The organism is Ignavibacteria bacterium, assembly GCA_016873775.1.
Lineage (GTDB): Bacteria > Bacteroidota > Ignavibacteria > UBA10030 > F1-140-MAGs086 > JAGXRH01.
Map to the genome: position 1 here is coordinate 1 of VGWC01000029.1, position 21,973 is coordinate 21,973.

Here is a 21,973-nt window from a genome sequence, read left to right on the forward strand (position 1 = left end):
ATACCGTGCAAACATTTCTCGCACCGTTCTGCTATTCGTATCAACCCATCTATCAATTCCCGTTTCTGCATCGCGGAATTTTACCAAACCGATTTTCGGAATGTCTTGTTCTTTCGGGTCAGAAAGTTGTAATGCAATCACGTCGTGTTTTTTACTTGCAAGTTGTATTGCTTTCTCAAATCCATCATCAAAAAAATCGGAAATAACAAACGCAATGCAACGACGTTTAATTGTGTGCGTTAAATTTTCCAGAGAAATTGAAATATTTGTCCCGAAATTTTTCGGTTGAAACGCAAGCAACTCACGTATCAATCGAAGCGCATGGGGTTTTCCTTTTTTCGGCGGAATAAATTTTTCAATAATATCAGTGAACAAAATCATTCCGACTTTATCGTTATTCTTCAATGCAGAAAACGCAAGTACAGCGCAAAGTTCCGCTGCTATTTCATTCTTGAATTTTTCTACCGTTCCAAAATTTCCCGAACGAGAAAAATCTACAATCAACATTACGGTAAGTTCGCGTTCTTCTTCGTACACTTTTATGTACGGATGATTGTACCGAGCAGAAACATTCCAATCAATTGAACGAATATCGTCACCGTACTGATATTCTCGCACTTCAGAAAAATTCATTCCTCGTCCTTTAAAAACGGAATGATACTCGCCGGAAAAAATTTGATTCACCATTCCGCGGGTTTTGATTTCAATCTTGCGAACGTTTTTGAGAATTTCTGTTGTGGTCATAACTTATTTCATAGCATTACTTAGTGAAATTTAGTGTTCTCAGTGTCTAAGTGGTTTTATTATTTACCACGAAGACACAAAGTTCACAAAGAAACACTAAGCTTGACTAATTACGGAACTTCAACATTATTCAAAATTTCTTCAACAATACTTTCCGATGAACGCTCTTCCGCTTCGGCTTCGTACGTCAAACCAATTCTATGGCGAAGAACATCCATTGCAATTGCGCGAACATCTTCGGGAATTACATAACCGCGACGTTTGATAAATGCGTACGCTTTCGATGCGAGCGCGAGATTGATACTTGCACGTGGTGATGCTCCGTAACTAATCAGCGAAGAAACTTTTTCCATTTTGTACTCTTTTGGATTACGCGAAGCAAAAACAATATCAAGAATGTAGCGCTCGATTTTTTCGTCCATATAAATTTCACCGACAACACCACGCGCGTGAAGAATTTGTTTCGGGTCAACAACTTTTTTAATATCGGCAACAACTCCGTTCACATTTTGCCGCATTACTAACAATTCTTCTTCTTTCGCAGGATACGTGATTTTCAATTTCAACATAAAGCGGTCAACTTGCGCTTCGGGAAGTGGATACGTTCCTTCCTGCTCAATCGGATTTTGCGTTGCAAGAACAAGAAACGGCTCAGGAAGTTTAAACGTATCTTCACCAATCGTTACTTGCCGTTCTTGCATTGCTTCGAGCAAAGCACTTTGCACTTTTGCCGGCGAGCGATTGATTTCATCAGCAAGAATAAAGTTTGCGAAAATCGGTCCGCGTTTTGTTTCGAATCGCGTTTCCTTTTGATTGTAAATAAGCGTTCCAATCAAATCGGCGGGAAGCAAATCCGGCGTAAATTGAATGCGCTGAAACTTTGCGTCAATGCAAGAAGCGAGCGATTTCACCGCAAGAGTTTTTGCTAATCCCGGAACACCTTCGAGTAATATATGTCCGTTGGAAAGCAAACCGATGAGTAATCGCTCCACCATGTATTTTTGCCCGATAATAGACTTTCCGATTTCCATCGTGAGCAAATCTACAAATGCGGATTCTTGTTTTATTTTTTCGTTAAGTTGTTGAATGTCTTTCACCATATACTTTGTATTAGTACTATAAAAAAATTTAATGAAAAAGATACAAAATTCAATGAATACGATAAACAGAAATTTAATTTTAAAAAGTTCCACTTCTGTTTGAATCTTTAAAAAAAAATTTCCATTTTTTGTTTCAAATTTTTTACACAACAAAAAAATGTTATTCTCTATGAACAACCGAATCATTTCCGCTATTATTTTTATACTAATCTATTCACAATTACTTTTGGGAGGCGCAATGAAAACTCCTATAAAAAAACAACTACCTTTAGATATAATTCCAAACGTTGAACTGAAATCACCTTTGGACAGTGAATTTCTTCCCGATAGAATAATAATAAAACTTATGCCAGAAATTATCGCTCCCACAACGAAAACTGCATTTGGCATTACAACTCTCGATATTGCTTTATCACATCTTTCCGGCGTAACTGTAGAAAAAATGTTTTCACATTCTCCTTTCCTCAAAAAAGAAGGCGATGTAGATATCTCGAAATTTTATGTTGTAAAATATTCATCTCCAGATAATCCTTTTGCACTTGCAAAAGAAATTTCACTATTGGATGAAGTTCAATTTGCTGAACCCTGGTTTATTTACAAAGTAAATTATACTCCCAACGACCCATCGTTCGGCCTTCAATGGGGATTGACAAAAGTTAAAGCACAGCAAGCATGGGATATTTCGCAAGGAGACACCAGTGTAGTTATTGGCATTGTTGATTCCGGCGTTGAATGGACACACCAGGATTTATCAGTAAATATTTGGAATAATCCGAACGAAATTCCAAACAATAATATAGACGATGATAATAACGGTTATGTCGATGATATACACGGATGGGATTTTGCTGGAGCGCAATGGCAAAACATACAGGGAGACAATAATCCTTCGCCAATGGGTTCCAATAATTCGCACGGAACACATGTAGCAGGAATTGCTTCTGCAACAACAGATAATGCTATTGGTGTTGCAGGAATGGGATTTAAGTGTAAAATACTTCCCGTTAAATGCTCTGCAGATAATGATACACGCGCTCCCGGCGGAGTCGGCTATATACTAACAGGATATCAGGGAATTGCTTACGCTGCAATGATGGGAGCAGATGTTGTCAATTGTAGTTGGGGAGGTTCAGGCGGTTCGCAAACAGAGCAAGACCTCATCAATTTTGCTACACAGCAAGGAACACTTATTTGTGCAGCTGCTGGAAATGATGGAACTAGCGGTTTCTTTTCACCTGCGGGTTATCAAAATGTTATTGGTGTGGGGGCTACAGACCAAAATGATACGAAAGCGAGTTATTCCAACTACGGCGAAGTTGTTGATGTTTGCGCTCCCGGTTCGTCAATATACAATACGATTTATCCGAATACGTATACATATCAGTACGGTACTTCGATGGCAAGTCCGTTCGTTGCCGGATTAGCGGGATTAGTGAAATCGCATTTTTCTAATTATACATCGCAACAAGTTGGAGAACAACTTCGCGTAACATGCGATAACATTGATAATATTAATCCTTCGTATGCAGGACAACTCGGTCGCGGTCGAATCAATTCATTGAAGGCGTTAACGGATTCTTCATTGCCTTCCGTACGAATGAATAGTATATCAATTTCCGATTCTTTTGGCGGAAATGGAAATGGTTATCCGCAACCTTCTGAAACATTGAGTATTTCGTGTAACTTCCAGAATTTTCTTGCGCCAACTTCTGCAAATGCAATAATTCAACTTACTTCCACAAATAGTTTTGTAACAATAGTGAACGGTAGTTTTTCTCTTGGTACAATCGGAACGTTACAAACCGCTTCAAACGCATCGTCACCATTTCGTGTTTTTGTCAAATCGAATGTTCCGCAAAGTCATAAAGTACAAATGAAATTATTATTTACTGACGGTGCTTTTACTGATTTTCAAACATTTACATTTCTCGTTAATCCGACATTTCAAACGCATGATGTGAACAAAATACAAATGACGCTTACCAATAACGGAAAACTTGGCTTTTTCGATTTTCCGAATAATACACAAGGTGTTGGTTTTGTTTTCAACAACATCAATCATTTGTTTGAGGGAGGTTTGATTATAGGAACTTCTGCAACAAAACTCGTCAATGTCGCACGCAATCCCAACAATCTGCAGGATAATGATTTTCAATCAACGAATTTTTATTCGCTCACATCTCCGGGAATAATATCAGACCAAGACGGTTATACTATGTTCACCGATAACTCTGCACCGGTTGCAAATAAAATCGGCGTACGTGTTGATATGTATTCTTATGCGTTTTCAGAATTTCCCAGCGATAAATTTATTATTCTTCGTTACGATGTAAAAAATACGACTGCTTCAACGCTTTCTAACGTGTACATCGGACAATTTTATGACTGGGATTTGGGAACGGCAACAAGCAATTACACAAAGTATGACGCAACGCGAAGTCTTGGATATGTCTATGATTCCGGAACAAACGCACGAAAAGAATATATCGGAATTCGCGCGCTCGACAGCGCAAAAAGTTATCGCGCCTTGGTTAATCAAGCGGGAATTGATTTAACGCGTGCTGGAAAATGGAATTGGATTAGCGGAGGAACCTCTTCTGCTACTGCAGGACCTGCAGATGTGCATAATGTTATTTCTTCGGGACCGTTCACTATTCCCGCCGGCAATACCATTATGCTTGGTTTTGCCGTTATTGCAGGCGATAGTTCACTTGAAAATTTGCAAGAAAATGCTGATGCAGCAAAAAATAAATGGGAACAAATTAAAACTGCTCTCATTGTCAATGATAGAAGCACGAATGTTCCTTCATCATTTGCGATGCTACCAAATTTTCCAAATCCGTTTAACCCAACAACGAATCTATCATTTGTCCTTCCACAATCATCATTCGTGAGTGTGAAAATATTCAATGTCCTTGGTGAAGATATAGCGACATTGTTCGAACATAAAAAAATGTACGCTGGAAAACACGATGTTCCGTTTGATGCATCGCATTTACCGAGCGGAATGTATATTGCGCGCGTGTTCACGGAATACGGAATCGCTTCACAAAAATTATTACTTGCAAAGTAGAGAAAGTACGTTTTTCCAAACTCAAGCCGAGAATATCCTTCTCGGCTTTTATATTTTTCATAGAAAAAAATAATTTTGCAATGTTCGTATTTCCCTTCCGAATTCTTTGTATATTATGCCGTAAAATTGCTCACCTCTGAACGTCATTTTATTTTTGGGAACTGGCAATTCGAAAAGAACTTTCCTTCCTTAGAGATATTCGCTTCATCGGTATTCGCGGTTCGCTGTGAAAGCAATTCTATAACATTTAATCACTTTTTTTCTATTATTTATGAATATCTATGTTGGAAACTTATCGCCCGACACAACAGAGGGCGATTTGCGAGAAGTATTTTCTCCGTTTGGACAAGTATCTACCGCTACAATTATTAAAGACAAATTTACCAATCAAGCACGAGGATTTGGTTTCGTTGAAATGCCAGTAAAATCTGAAGCGCAAACTGCAATTCAAGAACTCAATGGCAATCAATTGAAAGGTAAATCTATTAGCGTGAGCGAAGCTCGTCCAAAAACTGAAAATCGCAGTGGAGGTGGCGGAAGAGACCGCGACAGACGCAGCGGCGGAAGAAGAAACTCTTGGTAAGTTTCTTGTAAAAACATAATGCCACTCATCTTAATAATGAGTGGCATTATTAGTTTACGAACTTCCGAGAAGATGTTTTTCAGAAAAAAACAACCTTTCCACACTTCGGGATTGAACCAAAAGAATCATTGATGATTCTTTTTTCGTCTATCAAAACCGTTTACGGTCTTGAGGAAATTCTCTACCTATATCTCCGTAATACTTCGTATGGAATCGCATCTTCAAATCCCGCTTGTTGAAATCCACGCAAGCGTAAGGCGCAACTATCGCACACTCCGCACGCAGTTTCTTCATTCCTATAACAACTCCAACTGAGATGCAATGGTGCATGAAGTTCGATTCCTATACGAACAATTTCTGATTTTTTGCAATCAAGAATCGGCGTAATGATGCGAAGCGAAGTTTCGGGCTTTGTTCCCATTGCAATTGCATAGTTAAACGCATCGTAGAATTCCTTTCGGCAATCGGGATAACCAGAAGAATCTTCTTCAACGGCACCAATGAAAATACTCCTTGCTCCAAGAACTTCCCCCCAACTTACCGCAGCAGAAAGAAAATTCGCATTGCGAAACGGAACATAGGTTATGGGAACCGTTGAAGAATGAAGATTGGCATTCGGGATGGATAGGTGTTCATCGGTTAAAGCAGAACCTCCGATGAGTTTCCAATGCTGAACGTCAAGCGCAAGACGGCGGGCAACTGCGTAGTAGTCTGCAATATCATTGAACGCCTTCAGTTCTCGGCGTTCTGTTCGCTGTCCGTAATTGATGTGAAGGAACGCAAGTTCGTGTTCTCGATGAGCAAGAGCGGCTGTTACACAACTATCCATTCCCCCGCTAACGAGGACTATAGCAAGCGGCTTTATGGTGTGGAGTGTTTGGTTATTGTTCATTTTCGATGATGGTCAATTCATTCATTCTATCAATACTAAACGTACGTTCAGCATTTGCTCGATGACAGAAGCCGTAGAGAAATTGGTCTTCAACTTTTTTCGGAGTTACGGTGCGTTGTGCAACCGTTCCCGAATACCCCGATGTATAAACGAACGAGAGTTTTTTTTTCTGTTGCAATGCGGATTGAATACGGATGGAAATTTCCATCGGAACAACAGAACGGTATTGGAGATTGAACACATCGCCAACCGTTGTACCACCGTTTGCTTGTATCATTGCACAAAGAGAAGAAAAAATTTGTGCCGTAACAATCGTATCTTCTAGTGCGCGATGTTTTACGGGGAAAGGAATGGTCAACGCTTGCGCAATGTTTTCGAGTTTGTAACATTGCACATTGGGAATCATTCTTCTTGCAAGAGGAAGAACATCGAGAACAGCGAGTACATTCATTGCACATTGACACAAACGAAATTCCATTTTCAGGAAACCGACATCGAACGGAGCGTTGTATGCGGTAAGAAATGTTCCCTTCATCATCGAAAGAAGTTTTTCGGAAATGTCGGAAAACGCAGGCGCAGATGCGAGCATTACTGGAGAAATTCCGTGAACTTTTCTTGCACCGTACGAAATCTGTGCGCCGCTGTTTATCAATGAAGAAAAGGATTCGGCAACAGCGCCACCGATGAGTTTTACTGCGCCGATTTCAACAATGCGTCCTCCTTTGGTAAAAGAAAATCCTGTTGTTTCCACATCCACAACTAGAAATTCGGCATCACGGAGAGGTGTTGTGAAAACGTTGTTCTGTTCTTCGCGCTTCATGCTCCTTGTTGGGAGAGAAACTCTTTCCATCGGCGGTAGAGTTCGCACGTGGCATAGACGTCGCCGATACAGTATTCAGCGATTTCACGAAAACGTTTTTGTTCAAAGAGTGGAGGTAATTCCAACCCGGTGATTCCGTTTTCTTTGGGACTGGTAATGCCGAAACTTTTGCAAATAAAATCGAGATTCATTCTTTTTTGTGCGCCGTAAAAAGTAAGTTGCTCCAACAAATCGCAATGTTTATCAGCATCATAGCGATAGGGCATTAAGTTTCGTGTGGGATGAATATTCAAGATTGCAGAACGCAGAAGCAAAAACGGGCAATCGAAATTGCGCCCGTTGAATGTGATGATTTGGTCGAAATGTTTGATGTCGTTCCAAAACTGAAGAAGTACATCTTTTTCTTCAAGAACGGAACAATATTCAACAAGTTCATCATTGTTTCGGAACGTTTCTTTTTTTTCTGCGATGAAGATAACTTTTCCGCGATGTGTTTCGGGATTTACCATACCAACGGCGATGATGCGGGCAGTGAACGCATTCAGCGCAAGTTCCTGAATTTTTGTTGTGCGTTCTTCTTCTGTTTTGCAAAATTTGAAGAGATATTCTTGTTGCTTTTCATCGAATGTATCAAGAGAATATCGAAGTGTTTCGATGTCGAATACAATGGATGCCATATTATGACGAGGTCATTCGATAACTGTTGAGTTCGCGATATGTTTCTTTAGCGGTTGCGGAGAGAACTGTATAAATCGGAATAAATAATATTGTTCCCAATACTCCCATTAATTCTTGACCAAGTGCGACAAGGAGTAATACCATAAGCGGCGGTATGCTCAATAATGTTTTGTAAATAATTTGACGAATCACCCAACCATCTACCATTCGCACAATACCGAAGATAATGAGCGGAGCAACTGCTTGCTTGATGGAACCGTATTGTACAATTGCAACGAAGACGGGAAGAGACGCTCCAAGAGCAGGGCCCACGAGCGGAACAATATTGAACACGCCAATCAACAATCCCAAAATCAACGAATAGTCCAAACCAATAGCAAGGAAACCGATAGTGCATAATATTCCTACTGCGGCAGAATCCAGTACGATTCCGCGAATATAATTGGAGAGTTGTTTTTCGATGCGATAGAAAAAATTGAGCGTCATTTCGAAATATTTATTCGGAACAAGTGATGCAAATTTCTTTTGAACGGAATGATAATCCTTGATGCCGAAAAATACAATCAAGGGAATAAATCCTAATGCGGATACCGTCGAAACACTTTCGAAAATTTGCCGACGAAATTGCAACGCCGCTTTCGCTGCAAATGCTTCTATTTTTTCTTTTAATTCTGCAGTATTGATATCGTAGTTCGGGGCGAATTGATGAACCAATGCAACGATTTCCTGTAATTTTTCTTCTAAAGAAATCTTTTTAAACTTCACGACTAAATTTTCGACTTGTTCCATAAAATGCGGAAGTATACCGAAATAAACTATCACTCCGACGATGCCAATGCAACCGTACACTGCGAGCGTTGCAAGAAAACGATTGAGTCCTTTATTTTCAAAGTAATCTACTGCGGGATACAATACTAACGTAAAGGCAACAGAAAATACCACGACTAAAAACACTTCATTGAACTGCGAAAACAACAGCAATGGAAGAGCAATTGCAAGTACGACAACGGTTGTTTTAGCGGCGGCGTATTGAAAGATAGAGAATTTTTTTTCAGAAATTCTATTTACAGGTTTCATCGTTGCGTTGTGTTATATACTTGTTATTTGATAATTGGTCAAACCCCACGATGTTTCGCGTGCAGTCATTGCAAGAGTAATATATATTGGAACAACCAGGATAACTCCCGTAACGCCCATTACTGCTCCTGCAAGAAGTATCAATATTAAAACGAACAACGGATGAATGTTAATGATTTCTTTGTATAATTTCTTTTTGATATAGCGAATATCAATGTAGAGAACCAATGCATTGATGAGCAGGATAGGAAAAACATCATACAAATTTCCTTTTTGTGTAATTGAAATTAAGAGCGCAGGCAACACTCCCAATGCGGCGCCAACGAGCGGAATAATATTAAACATTCCCACAAATATTCCGAGGACGAACGCAAAATTTAATCCGAGTACATAATGGTATAATCCCATAGAAAGTACAGCAACAATGATAAATTCGATGATGAGTCCGCGAATGTATTGACCAATCAAAACTTCCAGTCGTCGGTGAAGATTGAGCGACATTTCAAAATATGTATTGGGAACAGAACGAATCAGAAATTTCATCATCTTGTGGTAATCGCGCAGGAAAAAAAATGTTACCATCGGAACAATTACCAACGAACCGATGAGCGTTTTGAAATTACGGAGCGCTCTCATAATTTTATCGAGAAGAAAAAAGAGGAAAGAATCAATGAGAGACGAAATATCGGATTCATTGAGGAATGATAATTTTTGTTTGAGTTTCAATTCAAATGCGAGTAATTTTTCATTGAAGAGATTATACCGTGAGACAATTTCGTCGTTCGAAGAAAATATTCTATTCTCACCACTCGTGGTAAAATGAAAGCCGCTTTGAAGAAATCCCTTTTCTATATTTTCATTTTTATTTTTTATGAAAACACTATCACCGATTTTCACAATGATATGCACATCATAGACCGACCAACTGAGGAGTTCTCCGCTTCCGTATTCGATAATAGTTGCCGTTGTATCCTGTTTTTGTAACACCCCTTCAAAAATTTTTCTCGAATGAAGTTGAACATACACACTATCACCAATTGCAGGACGGTCAACACCAAACGATTTTTCCATTTGAACAAATTGTTCTAAGGCAATTTTGTATGAACTGCCCACAACAATCAATGCGATGAGGATAATCACAACGAATGTTAATGAAATTGCAAGCGGACGTTTAATTCCCCTGTTTTCGAAATTATCAACAATGGGAATCATAATCATAGTTAATGCAAACGAAACCGCGATGAGCGCGAAAAATTCGCGGAACATCATCAGGGAAAACATCGGAATTGCAATCCCAAGAACCACTAACATTACTTTACCGTTCTTAGTGGTGAACAGCCATTCAATCATTGTACTGCACTTGTTGAAGGGATTTCATCAATAAAGAGTTGTGCGTTGAAAATTTTTGACAGCACGTTTCTGCATATTGAAAATGCAAATCCTCGATTGTGTAAATATTGAAACATCGTTCGCTGTTCTTTTATCAAATCTTCTGGGGAAAGCGAAGAAATGTTTTGAAACTTCCGTTCTGCAAGTTTCAATGCCTGCTCGAATTCTTCTTCTTCTGAAATCGTTTGCAACGCACTCTGAATAATTTCTTTTGAAATTCTTTTTTGAAGCAATTGCTTTTGTAAGAATTTCTTTCCAACTTTCCTGAATTGAAATTTTTCTGCGACAAATTGAGAAGCGTATTTTTCGTCGTCGAGCAAATTATTTTTTTTTAAACGAAATACTACTTTTTTGATAGTATCAATAGAAATTTTCTTTGAACGCAGTTTTGTCGTTACTTCATATTCCGTTCTCATTGAGCGCGAAAGGAATTTCAGTGCTTCATTGTACGCAGTATTGTAATTATACTCGCTGTTTATTTTCTCAATCGTATTGCGGGATATTTCATCACCCGTATGCAATCCAAATTGTGTCAACGCTCCAATCGAAACCGTGCAGAGCAACACACCATCAGAATTAATTTCATATTCGTCTGCGTTTTGTTTTTTCTTTATTTCAGTAACTATCATACGAACTTCAACTCTTACATATTATTTTCCGGCACTCTTTTTTGTGATTCCTGCAACTTCCGATTTTCCAGGAGAAGATTTTTCGACTTCGTTTTGCTGAGGTTCACCGACGCCAAGTTTTTTTCGTACTTCGACGTTTATTTCATTCGCAAGTTTTTCATTTTCTAGCAAATATTTTTTTACCGCATCCCTACCTTGACCGATTCTATTTTCTTTGTAACTGAACCACGAACCGGATTTCTGAATTACTTCCAAATTGACCGCCGTGTCAATCATATCGCCAAGTTTAGAAATTCCTTCGTTGTACAATATTTCAAATTCCGCTTCTCTAAACGGAGGAGCAACTTTATTCTTTACTACTTTTACTTTGACCCGATTACCAATAACATTCGTTCCGTCTTTAATCGCTTCAATTCTTCTAACGTCGAGACGAACGGAAGCGTAAAACTTCAGTGCATTTCCTCCCGTTGTCGTTTCAGGATTTCCGAACACTACGCCAATTTTTTGACGCAACTGATTAGTAAAAATTACCAGCGTCTTCGATTTTGAAATTGCGGCTGTTAATTTTCGTAGCGCTTGAGACATCAATCGCGCTTGCACTCCCATTGTTGGATCTCCCATCTCTCCTTCAATTTCTGCGCGCGGCGTTAATGCAGCAACAGAATCTACTACTACAACATCAAGCGCACCACTGCGCACAAGTGTTTCAACAATTTCTAACGCTTGCTCTCCGTATTCCGGTTGCGACAACAATAAACTATTGATATCCACTCCCAAACGTCGTGCATACATAATGTCGAGTGCGTGTTCCGTGTCAACGAACGCAACAATTCCGCTTTGTTTTTGCGCTTCGGCAATCACGTGCAAACAAATTGTTGTTTTTCCCGATGCTTCCGGACCGAACACTTCGACAACTCTTCCTCGCGGTAATCCTCCGATTCCTAATGCAGAATCGAGCGAAATTGAACCGGTGGAAATAGATTCAAGTTTCGCAATTGGTCCCGAACCAATGCGCATAATCGAACCTTTACCGTGTTGTTTTTCTATTTGCTCAATTGCTATTTGCAATGCTTGTGAGCGTGAATCTCTTTGTTGTTCTGCAGGCATTTTATCTCCGTATGTTTTTAGGGAATTATGAAAAATACAATCTGAAATGAAAACGTTATTTCACCGTAATCGCTTTGTGGAAAATCGCACCAACAATTCATCTACGACAGAATGCACTTCATCAATGCTCATTGGTTTTGTGACGTAATCATCCGCACCTAATCGTTTGGCAACATTGCGCGCATCAAAATCGTCAAAGTTCGACATAAAGACAAACGGCACGCGATTGACTTTTGGAATTTCTTTTGCTTTCAAGAATACATCGTAACCGTTCATAATCGGCATTCGCACATCGCACAAAATTAAATCGGGTTTTCGTTTTTTGGATAGTTGTGCTATCGCTTCTTCTCCCGTTTCAGCCGTAACTATGTTCAATTGCCGTTCCTGAAGAATGCTTTGCATTGTTTTGAGCCACGTTGATTCATCATCAATGAGGAGAATGGTTTTCTTTTCTTTTTTTTCCATCGCTATTTTTTTAAAAGGGGAAATGAATATAAGAGCGAATACTCCGAACCGCCGCGTGTGAGTACGCTTTTGATAAAAAGTATTTCATTCACAGTTGAAATTTGCGGGCTAAAAGTAAGACTTTCCATTGATTGAAGCAAATCGAAACTATTTCGCAGAGATTTTATTCTTCCCAACGTGATATGCGGAAAAAATTTTCTCATTTCTATCTTTATTCCAAAAGGAAGTAACGAAGCATCGAGTTCGTGTTTCATTGTTCGTAATATGCCGCTGTTCTCTTCACAACCAATCCATAAAACTCGAGGCTCCTTCCAGTTCGGAAAACATCCGAGTTCGGAATACGTAACGTTAAATGAAGAATATTTTGTCAGCACATTCGATAAAGTACTTTCTAACAACGCGAGCAATTGTTCTTCAACATCGCCGAGAAATGAAATCGTAACGTGCATTTTTTCTTTCGTCTCCCAACGAACATCAGCGTTCGCATTTCTCAACATTGTTTGCAACGACACAATTTTTTCTTTTACTGTTTCCGGTATATTGAATGCGATAAACGTCCGTATCATTTTTTTAGCGATATGTTTAAGAGTTTTTTTCGTAATAATTCTAACGCCGCAAGTGATGCGCGTTCTTTCACTTCATTCCTCCCTTTACCGAGAAAATACTGCGTCGCGAATGTTTCTTCACTGTCGGAGTATCCAATCCATACAAGTCCAACGGGTTTTTCTGTACTCCCTCCCGTTGGTCCAGCAATTCCTGTTGTCGAAATTCCAATCGAAGTGTTGGATGTTTCCCGAACTCCTTTCGCCATTGCTTCCGCTACTTCTTTGCTCACTGCGCCGAAGGTTTCAATGAGTTGTTTATCTACACCAAGTAACTGAATTTTGGAAGTATTGCTATACGCAACGATTCCGCGTTCAAAACATTCCGAACTTCCGGGAACGTTTGTTAATTTTTCACAAATTCTTCCGCCGGTACACGATTCTGCAATTGCAATAGTTTTTCGCTGTTGAAGAAGTATTGTTTTAACTACATCTTCCAGTCTTTCGTTCTCAATGCCAAAAATAGAATCACCAATTTTTTCTCTAATGTTATTTTCTACGCGCTGAATTTGTTCTTTCGCTTTTTCGCTTGTTGTATCAACGACGGAAATACGCAACTTCACTACGAAAATACTCGGAAGAAATGCGAGCGTTGTTTTCGGATGTTCGTTAAACAATTCAATAACGTTGCCGATGCGTTCTGCAAGGTGCGCCTCAGCAATTCCTATTGTTTGCAGTGTTTTATGGATAACAATCTGTGTGGGATTCTTCTGCTGCAAGAACGGAAAAACGAATCGCCGAATCATTTCTTTCATTTCACGCGGAACACCGGGCATTGCAAAAAAATATTTTCCGTTCCGTTCAAACTGCAACCCCGGAGCAGTGCCGCAATTGTTTTGCAGAACTAGTGCATTGTTCGGAACAAGCGATTGTTCAAACATCATTTCATTCCATCGCACGTTTCTGTTTTCGACAATATCTTTTACATTTTGTAATGCTTCTTCATTGACAACTAATGTTGCGTTGAAAAATTTGCAGAGAGTTTTTTTTGTAATATCATCGTGCGTTGGACCAAGTCCGCCGGTTATTACAACAACATCAGAGTTTTCTTCTGCAGATTCAATCGCTGATAATATTTCATATTCGATGTCGCCAACTGTTATCATTCGTCCTATGATGATTCCTGCGTTGTTTAACTGCTCAGCAATATATGCTTGATTTGTGTTGATGACTTGACCAATGAGCAATTCATCCCCAATGGTAATAATCGTTGCTTTCATCACACAAAGAAAATAATAATCCGCAATACAATATTCGAGTACATCCCTGCCGCAACATCATCGAGCATTATTCCCCAACCATTGCGCAAATGTTCGAGTGAGCGAGCAGGAAATGGCTTAAGAATATCAAACAGTCGGAACAAAAAAAATGATGCAATAACTATCCATAGTTCTTTCGGAAGAAATGCGCACGAAATCCACATTCCTACGACTTCATCAATTACTACAATAGATGGGTCGCTGTCGTTGTTCGCTTTTGAAACGATTGCTGATGTATATACTCCTACAAAAAAAAGAACAAGTATCGAAGCAAGTTGAAATGGTTCTTTTTCAAAAACAGGAACAAACCAAAAAAAAAGTATTCCAACGAACGAGCCAAGTGTTCCTGAAGCGAATGGAATATATCCGCAGTAACAAACGGTTGCAACAAACGTTGAAACGGTATGAACGATATTAGTTTTTATTTCTCGCATAAAAAAGTTCGCGAAGGATTTTCCAGTTTTCGTAAATGTATACAATTCCTGTCCACGTTGTTGCAAACGTTACGACGAGCATCATACCGAACAGCACTTGAGGGTGAAGTAAATTTTCAATTTCATTACGAAACGTGTGATGTATAGAAGGTATATTTTTACCAACATATAACAACAATGTATAATAAACAGCGATATACAATCCAAATGTTTTTGTTTTTGCTGAAAGAGAAGTGATAACGGGTTTTCCTTTGTATTCCGCATAACTTCGTAGCAACGTAATGATTAAATCGCGAGCAATAATGAGCCACATAAACCATGCGTCTATTAAATGAAGCGAAACAAAAGCGAACAAAGCAACCGCAATGAGAATTTTATCTGCAAGCGGGTCAATAAATTTTCCCCACCGCGAACTATAACCGTATCTTCGTGCAACAAATCCGTCGTACCAATCTGTGAGCGCCGCAACGAAAAACACAAGTAAAGAATATTGTTTCAACACCGCCGATTCACTTAGAACCATTGCGTAGAAAACCGGAGAAAGTACAATTCGTAAGTATGTAAGTTGGTCAGAAAGAGTCACGCTTCGTCGGTTTGTTCCAGTCAGTGAGTAATAATTTCATTTTTTTTTTAGCGAATTTACGAGAAAATAAAACGACAAAAAAAACTATTGTTGAAAAAGTATTATGCGATTTACCCCTCTTTTCAAAACATTTTTCACTCTTCCGAAAAAGAGTATAGAGTATTTTTATAAATCCAAATCTTCTTTTTTTTTACTCTAAATAACAGTTGAAGGAAAAGTAAATAACTATTTCAAAGATAGATAAAAATTCCCGCCGCCATTGCGTAGTAGCGGACAGAACTATCCTTCCATTCAAATCCACGCTTTTTCTTCAAAGTCTTTTATAATTTCCCTGTTTCGCGGTAACGGTCCTTCGCAGCGAATTTTGGGAGAAAATATTTTCCCTGGATTTAAAACATTGTTCGGGTCAAAAATTTGTTTGAGTGAATTCATCATGTGTACTGCGGGTAAACCGATTGCTTTTTCGAGGACGTGACGCTTTGCTGTTCCAACACCGTGTTCGCCCGTAATTGTTCCTCCAAGTGATAACGCCGCATCGTAAATTTCTTCCACCGTTTTTTCTGCACGAGCAAAATATGCTTTGTCGTTTTCATCTGTAAGCGTAAGCGGATGTAAATTTCCATCTCCTGCGTGTCCAAATGTTCCAATGGTAATATCATTCTTTTTACTGAGCGCCTGAATTTTTTCTGTCATCTTCGCAAGTTCACTGCGAGGAACAGCAACATCTTCCGAAAGAACAGTCGGAGAAGAACGGGCAAGAGCGGCATAAGCAGATTTTCTTGCGGCGCGTAATTTTATTGCTCTTGCAGATTCACTTTCAAACAAAACAGATGTTGCATTATTCTTTGCGCAAAGAACTTTTATTTTTTCCGCATCATCATCTACAACGGATGTTCTTCCGTCAACTTCAATCAAGAGCATAGCCGCGCTTGATGTATCCAATCCAAGTTTTGCGTATGCTTCCACCGCTTTGATGGTTGTGTTATCCAAAAACTCCATACACGACGGAAGAATTTTTGCGGCAATCGTATCGGAAACAGTTTTCGCTGCATCGTTCATTGTCGCGTATGAAACGAGCATTGTGTTTGTCGTATCAGGTTTCGGAACGAGTCGCAGCAAAATTTTCGTAAAGATGCAAAGAGTTCCCTCGCTTCCAACAAGGACTTCTTTCATATTATAACCTGCAACGTCTTTTATATTTTTCCCGCCGAGAAAAACTATTTCACCATTCGGTAAGACTACTTCCATTCCCATCACATAGTTTTTTGTAACGCCGTATTTGAGTCCGCGTAAACCACCAGCATTTTCCGCAACATTTCCTCCAAGCGTGCAAATCATACTGCTTCCCGGGTCGGGAGGATAGAGCAAACCTTTTTCTTCAACATGCGATTGAAATTGTCCCGTGATAACACCTGGTTGAACAAGCGCAGTTAAATTTTCTTCGTCAATTTCGAGAATGCGATTCCAATTATTCATAGCAAGCACAATACAATTTTCAGATGGCACTGAACCACCGCTTAATCCTGTTCCCGAGCCGCGCGGCACAACTCCGAAACGTTCTTCGTTTGCAAGTTTCATTATTGAAGAAATGTGTTCGGTTGATTTCGGAATAACAACTGCTTCAGGCATTTGTTGCTGAAAGTGTAATGCATTGTACGAATAGACAAACAATTCTTCGGGCGAAGTGAGAACGTTTTCTTTGCCGGTTATTTCCTGAAGTTTATTTATGAGTGTTGATTTCATTGATTACAGATTTTAGATATGCGATATGAGATATGAGATTTGAGGTTTGAGATTTGAGTTACATATAATTTTTTTTTGACGAATTAAAATACTCAACTACTAAACTTCTCATCTACTCGACTGCTTTCTTTTGAAATATTTTCCACGAATCAGAAGTTTCTGAAATTAGAATTCCCGTTACAATCAATGCTCCTCCGAACGCTCCAATGATGCCGATGTATTCGTTCAAAATAAAAAATGCTAATATCGCAGACAGGACGGGCTCAATAGAAAATATTACCGCGGCGCGTGTTGGAGTTGTATCCTTTTGATATTTCGTTTGCGTGTATGTACTCAATAATGTAGCGAGTAAACTTGTGTACGCTAACGATGTTATTGTAATTGAATTGAATTGAAACGAGATTTCTTCAAACAAGAATGAATAGAACAATGCACCAAATCCGACAACAGCAAACTGCATAAATGTTAATTGGAAAACATCTTCATCGGAATATACATCCAGATAAATTATGTAAAACGCATACACAACCGCACATACAATGGTGAGAAAATCTCCAACGTTAAATTCCGAACCTTCGGGTGAAGTAAGAAAAAACAAGCCAAGCGCAACAAAAACAACTCCGACTATATTTCCAATTTTCGGGAATTTGCGTTCAATAATAATTTGCAGTAACGGAGTAAACACGACAAGCATTCCCGTAAAGAATCCGGATTTCGATGCAGTCGTAATATTCAAACCAATTACCTGTGTTATGAAACCGACAAGTAAAAATCCGCCAAGTATCAGTCCTTTCCGTATTACTGTTTTTGAAAGAGGGAACGTTCGTGAATAAAACAAAGGAAGAAAAATTGTAAAGGCAATGAGAAAGCGAACGGCTGTATAAAACACCGGAGAAACAGCATTTAATCCAAGTTTGACTACGACAAATGTTCCTCCCCAAATGAACGATGTTGCGAATAAAATGAGTTCAGCTTTCTTCCGTGTATTCATTGAAACTATGGTATAAATATATCAAGGAAAAAAAATCCCACGCGAAATTTTTTGCGCAGGATTTTGTAAATGATAGAATACATTTCAATATTTCTCAAACAACTTTGCCCATTTTGATTCCTTCAACAAATCACGTTGGATTTTTTTTCCCTTGAAGGGCCACCAAAAATAATCGTGATAAGCATACGAGCCAAAAACAAAAATGTACACAAGCGGTGTATGAAAGAAAAGCCACTGTAATTTTTTAAGTGGACCAAACCAAATAAAATCTCCCGCCATACTTGCAAGATTATCGCCGACTTCTGTGAACTGAAAATTCACATTGGAAATATTTTCGCCTACGATTTCAATATCTCGAGGATTGCCAATTCCCAAGCCGCTTTCGTGAGCAAGGCGAATATACTTAATAGACATTGGGTCGAATCCCATCATCTTTGCGGCAATCGCATCAATCGCAACTTGGTCAGCGGATGCAAGAATGTAATCTTTCTCGACAGGAATCATTGTTCGCGGACCCGGACCGCTTCCGCATATTGTTCCGTCCATCACAGCAAAAATTCCAGAGTGAATTTCTTTTTGAATCGCAAGCAAATCCACAAGCGTTTCGTGAATCCACGTATGTGTGTAATGTCTGCGAGTATTGAGCAATCCACCGAAAGCATTTTTCATCGCGCCGGTTGTTGTCGTATAAATGTGAGTTTTCACGGTCGGTAAATGAACAATATTTTTTTCGATAAAATATTCGGGAATAAAAATTCCTTCAGGATAAATTTTATAGAGCGTGTGCATTTTCGCTTTCGGCTTCCATTCTATCCACTTTATCTGCTCGGGTAAAAAATTATATTTTTCTTCGATGCCATACTTTTTATACAGTTGTGAAAGTTTATTCAATTTTTCGCCACGATACGGGTCGGTAACTACCGTATTGTTGTGAACCGAAACCAAATCGTTGAATCCTTCGCTTCGCAACGATTGAATTACTCCTTCCATTTGCCAAGGAGTTGTGTTTGCGCTGAGATATGGAAAATGCCAACTGATATTGTCTTTCAAAATTGTCGTTGCATCTTTGGAAAGAAATGAAGATACGTCCGCCAATTTCATCAAGTGATGAATATCGGAAAGAACAGAATCGGGTTTTGTTTTTAGAACTGAAACTTTACTTTTGGCCATAAATTATAAAATAGACAGCTACCATCCAGAGCAAAAAATTAACAATCAACTGTTTATCTGTCATCATAACTTTTGTGGGATTTCCACCTTTATCTTTTTTGTGAACGAGAAAGAGGTAACGAAACATACCGAACAATACAAACGGAACAGTATAAATGAGATTTGTCGTCTGAAATTTTTGAACAGTTTCTTCTGAAAGAGTATAAAATGCGTAGGCAACAATGGTCGCTCCCGTAACAATACTTATCATCTGGTCAAGAAATGTAACGGAATATTGTTCTAATACCAATCTGTGGGCTTCAGCATTTTCATTCAATGTCGTCATTTCGTTTCTTCTTTTGTTAAAAACAAGAAAGAGTGATAATAAAAATGTACACAATAAAATCCATCCCGTAACAGGAACATTTATCAACGCCGCTCCACCGAGAACGCGCAACACAAAACCGAACGCGATGAGCATGACATCGAGAATAACGATGTGTTTGAGTTTCCATGAATAAAGAATATTGATTCCAACATACGATGCACAAATAATTCCAAACTGTTCTTTCAGCATAAATGCAAAACTTATGCTGCTAACCATTAACAAAATTGCTATGATGGAAACGACTTGTTTCGAAATTAATCCAGAAGGAATGGGGCGCTTATTTTTTTCCGGGTGGAGTTTATCTCGCTCAGCATCTGCAACATCATTGAATAAATAGACACTGCTGGAGAGAAATGAAAATGTTATAAATCCCAATATTGTTTGTATTACATCCTCTCGCACATTCAAATGCCTGGCAAATACTAACGGCGCAAACAAAAAGAAATTTTTTATCCACTGCTCGGGTCGAAGCGAAATGAAAATAGGGCGAAACATAGAATCGTTGTTTGTTATTAGTTATCTGTATTTGTTATTGAATTTTATGAAAGTCATTTTCCACAATGAACTAATAACAATTAACAAATAACGAACTCAAAACACAACCGCTTCTTCGTACACGCCAAACACTTCGGTGAGTTTGTTACACATCTCCCCTAACGTTACATAATTTTGCGTGCAAGAAATAAAATTGGGCATAAGATTTTTTCCATCTTCTGCGGCGCGTTTCAGTTCGCTTAATGATCGCTCAACATTTTCATTATTGCGAGATTGCCGAAGTTCTGCAATGCGTTTCTTCTGTTTGATTTCCACTTCTGGAGAAATAACGAGGATCGGAATATCAATCGCTTCTTCTTCCTCTACGAAATCATTTACGCCGACAATTATTTTTTCCTTCGCGTCGAGTTCCTGCTGATAACGATACGCGGCATCGGCAATTTCGCGTTGGAAAAATCCCACTTCAATTGCATGAATTACACCACCGAGCGCATCAATCTTTTCAAAATATGCTTCGGCTTCTTTTTCCATTTTATCCGTTAACGCTTCAACAAAATAACTTCCGCCAAGCGGGTCAATTGTGTTAATGACTCCGATTTCGTGTTCGATAATTTGTTGCGTTCTAAGTGCAATCTTCACTGCTTTTTCAGAAGGAAGCGCAAGCGTTTCATCCATTGAGTTTGTATGCAACGATTGTGTTCCTCCAAGAACTCCCGCAAGCGCTTGATATGCAGTGCGGACAATATTATTTTCCGGTTGCTGCGCTGTGAGAGAACATCCCGCAGTCTGAGTGTGAAATCGTAATGTCCACGAGCGAGGATTTTTTGCACCGTATTTATCACGCATTCTCTTTGCCCAAATTTTTCTTGCGGCGCGATACTTTGCAATCTCTTCAAAGAAATCCAAATGCGAGTTGAAGAAAAATGAAATGCGCGGCGCAAATTCATCCACATCCATTCCGCGCTCTATTCCCCATTCGATGTACGCAAATCCGTCGGCAAGCGTGAATGCAAGTTCTTGTGCCGCAGTCGAACCCGCTTCACGAATGTGATAACCGCTCACCGAAATAGGATTCCACTGCGGAACTTCGCGCGTGCAAAACTCCACCATATCCGTAACAATGCGCATTGATGGATTCGGCGGATAAATCCATTCTTTCTGCGCGATGTATTCTTTCAAAATATCCGTTTGAATTGTTCCGCGCAGTTCGGAAAGTTTCGCGCCTTGTTTCAATGCAACGGAAAAATAAAACGCAAGCATCATTGCCGCCGGTGCATTTATCGTCATTGAAGTAGAAATTTTGTTGAGTTGAATTCCTTTGAACAAAACTTCCATATCGGCAAGCGAAGCAATACTCACGCCGCAAATTCCAACTTCACCTTCCGATTGCGCATCATCGGGGTCGCGTCCCATCAACGTCGGCAAATCAAACGCAACGGAAAGTCCGTCTTGTCCGTGTTCGAGCAAATAATGATAGCGCGCGTTTGTATCTTCCGGCGTTCCGAAACCGGCAAACTGTCGAATCGTCCACGGCTTTCCGCGATACATTGTTGTATGTATTCCGCGTGTGTAAGGAAACTCGCCGGGAAATCCGATGTCGCGCGTGTAATCCAAATGCGTAACGTCATCGGGAGTGTAAAGCGTTTCAATCGGCTCGCCGGAAATGGTCGTGTATTTATGCGGAATGATTTTCGCTTTACGCGCTTTTTCCTGCCACACTTGTTTTTGAAACTCGTAATCGCCGTTGGTTGTCATAGTTGTTGTGAATTTGA

General features: G+C 39.4%; 21 protein-coding genes. 2 read left to right on the forward strand and 19 right to left on the reverse strand.

Annotated elements, in window-relative coordinates; genetic code table 11:
• Both FJ218_05680 and FJ218_05685 read right to left on the reverse strand, forming a co-directional pair.
• Nucleotides 1-744, reverse strand: a 744-nt coding sequence (locus FJ218_05680; protein ID MBM4166390.1) for a DUF58 domain-containing protein, incomplete at its 3' end; no start/stop codon positions are given.
• A 110-nt stretch (nt 745-854) separates the two neighbouring features.
• A complete protein-coding gene (locus FJ218_05685; protein ID MBM4166391.1) occupies nt 855-1,844 on the reverse strand; it encodes an AAA family ATPase in 990 nt (329 codons plus the stop codon).
• Nucleotides 1,845-2,001: 157 nt separating this feature from the next.
• Between FJ218_05685 and FJ218_05690 the strand changes: the two genes are divergently transcribed.
• Together FJ218_05690 and FJ218_05695 are read left to right on the forward strand one after the other, a co-directional pair.
• Nucleotides 2,002-4,917, forward strand: a complete 2,916-nt coding sequence (locus tag FJ218_05690; GenBank protein MBM4166392.1) for a T9SS type A sorting domain-containing protein — start codon at nt 2,002-2,004, stop codon at nt 4,915-4,917.
• Nucleotides 4,918-5,188: 271 nt separating this feature from the next.
• On the forward strand, nt 5,189-5,500 hold the full coding sequence (locus FJ218_05695; GenBank protein ID MBM4166393.1) for an RNA-binding protein: 312 nt from the start codon (nt 5,189-5,191) through the stop codon (nt 5,498-5,500).
• 181 nt (nt 5,501-5,681) lie between these two features.
• Here FJ218_05695 and queC read toward each other — a convergent pair whose 3' ends face one another.
• From queC to FJ218_05780, 17 genes are all read right to left on the reverse strand, one after another.
• The gene (queC, locus tag FJ218_05700) at nt 5,682-6,392 is read right to left on the reverse strand and encodes a 7-cyano-7-deazaguanine synthase QueC (protein ID MBM4166394.1); all 711 of its coding nucleotides are present in this window, start codon (nt 6,390-6,392) and stop codon (nt 5,682-5,684) included.
• Nucleotides 6,382-7,242 (reverse strand): WYL domain-containing protein, encoded by an 861-nt coding sequence (locus FJ218_05705; protein MBM4166395.1) that lies wholly within the window; start codon nt 7,240-7,242, stop codon nt 6,382-6,384. Before FJ218_05705 ends, queC begins: the two co-directional genes overlap by 11 nt.
• Entirely contained in the window at nt 7,209-7,889 is a 681-nt protein-coding gene (locus tag FJ218_05710) for a 3'-5' exonuclease (GenBank protein MBM4166396.1), read from the reverse strand. The genes FJ218_05705 and FJ218_05710 overlap by 34 nt, the downstream gene beginning before the upstream one ends.
• Nucleotide 7,890: 1 nt before the next feature.
• On the reverse strand, nt 7,891-8,967 hold the full coding sequence (locus FJ218_05715; protein MBM4166397.1) for an AI-2E family transporter: 1,077 nt from the start codon (nt 8,965-8,967) through the stop codon (nt 7,891-7,893).
• Nucleotides 8,968-8,979: 12 nt separating this feature from the next.
• Complete coding sequence (locus FJ218_05720; GenBank protein ID MBM4166398.1) at nt 8,980-10,317, reverse strand: AI-2E family transporter; 1,338 nt, start codon at nt 10,315-10,317, stop codon at nt 8,980-8,982.
• A complete protein-coding gene (locus tag FJ218_05725; protein MBM4166399.1) occupies nt 10,314-10,985 on the reverse strand; it encodes a hypothetical protein in 672 nt (223 codons plus the stop codon). Before FJ218_05725 ends, FJ218_05720 begins: the two co-directional genes overlap by 4 nt.
• A 21-nt stretch (nt 10,986-11,006) precedes the next feature.
• The gene (gene recA, locus FJ218_05730; protein MBM4166400.1) at nt 11,007-12,092 is read right to left on the reverse strand and encodes a recombinase RecA; all 1,086 of its coding nucleotides are present in this window, start codon (nt 12,090-12,092) and stop codon (nt 11,007-11,009) included.
• 60 nt (nt 12,093-12,152) lie between these two features.
• Nucleotides 12,153-12,557 (reverse strand): response regulator, encoded by a 405-nt coding sequence (locus FJ218_05735; GenBank protein ID MBM4166401.1) that lies wholly within the window; start codon nt 12,555-12,557, stop codon nt 12,153-12,155.
• Between the two features lie 2 nt (nt 12,558-12,559).
• Nucleotides 12,560-13,123 (reverse strand): RNA 2',3'-cyclic phosphodiesterase, encoded by a 564-nt coding sequence (thpR, locus tag FJ218_05740; protein MBM4166402.1) that lies wholly within the window; start codon nt 13,121-13,123, stop codon nt 12,560-12,562.
• Nucleotides 13,120-14,382 carry a competence/damage-inducible protein A gene (locus FJ218_05745; GenBank protein MBM4166403.1) on the reverse strand — a complete coding sequence of 421 codons (1,263 nt, stop codon included), beginning with the start codon at nt 14,380-14,382 and terminating at the stop codon, nt 13,120-13,122. The genes thpR and FJ218_05745 overlap by 4 nt, the downstream gene beginning before the upstream one ends.
• Entirely contained in the window at nt 14,379-14,852 is a 474-nt protein-coding gene (locus FJ218_05750) for a phosphatidylglycerophosphatase A (GenBank protein ID MBM4166404.1), read from the reverse strand. Before FJ218_05750 ends, FJ218_05745 begins: the two co-directional genes overlap by 4 nt.
• On the reverse strand, nt 14,833-15,459 hold the full coding sequence (locus FJ218_05755; protein MBM4166405.1) for a CDP-alcohol phosphatidyltransferase family protein: 627 nt from the start codon (nt 15,457-15,459) through the stop codon (nt 14,833-14,835). The genes FJ218_05750 and FJ218_05755 overlap by 20 nt, the downstream gene beginning before the upstream one ends.
• Before the next feature lie 267 nt (nt 15,460-15,726).
• A complete protein-coding gene (locus tag FJ218_05760) occupies nt 15,727-17,178 on the reverse strand; it encodes an FAD-binding protein (protein ID MBM4166406.1) in 1,452 nt (483 codons plus the stop codon).
• A 112-nt stretch (nt 17,179-17,290) separates the two neighbouring features.
• Nucleotides 17,291-18,169, reverse strand: a complete 879-nt coding sequence (locus FJ218_05765) for a DMT family transporter (protein ID MBM4166407.1) — start codon at nt 18,167-18,169, stop codon at nt 17,291-17,293.
• 84 nt (nt 18,170-18,253) lie between these two features.
• The gene (locus FJ218_05770) at nt 18,254-19,339 is read right to left on the reverse strand and encodes a DUF362 domain-containing protein (protein ID MBM4166408.1); all 1,086 of its coding nucleotides are present in this window, start codon (nt 19,337-19,339) and stop codon (nt 18,254-18,256) included.
• On the reverse strand, nt 19,326-20,201 hold the full coding sequence (locus tag FJ218_05775; GenBank protein MBM4166409.1) for a decaprenyl-phosphate phosphoribosyltransferase: 876 nt from the start codon (nt 20,199-20,201) through the stop codon (nt 19,326-19,328). Before FJ218_05775 ends, FJ218_05770 begins: the two co-directional genes overlap by 14 nt.
• A gap of 96 nt (nt 20,202-20,297) precedes the next feature.
• Complete coding sequence (locus FJ218_05780; protein ID MBM4166410.1) at nt 20,298-21,956, reverse strand: methylmalonyl-CoA mutase; 1,659 nt, start codon at nt 21,954-21,956, stop codon at nt 20,298-20,300.
• Nucleotides 21,957-21,973: the final 17 nt, after the last annotated feature.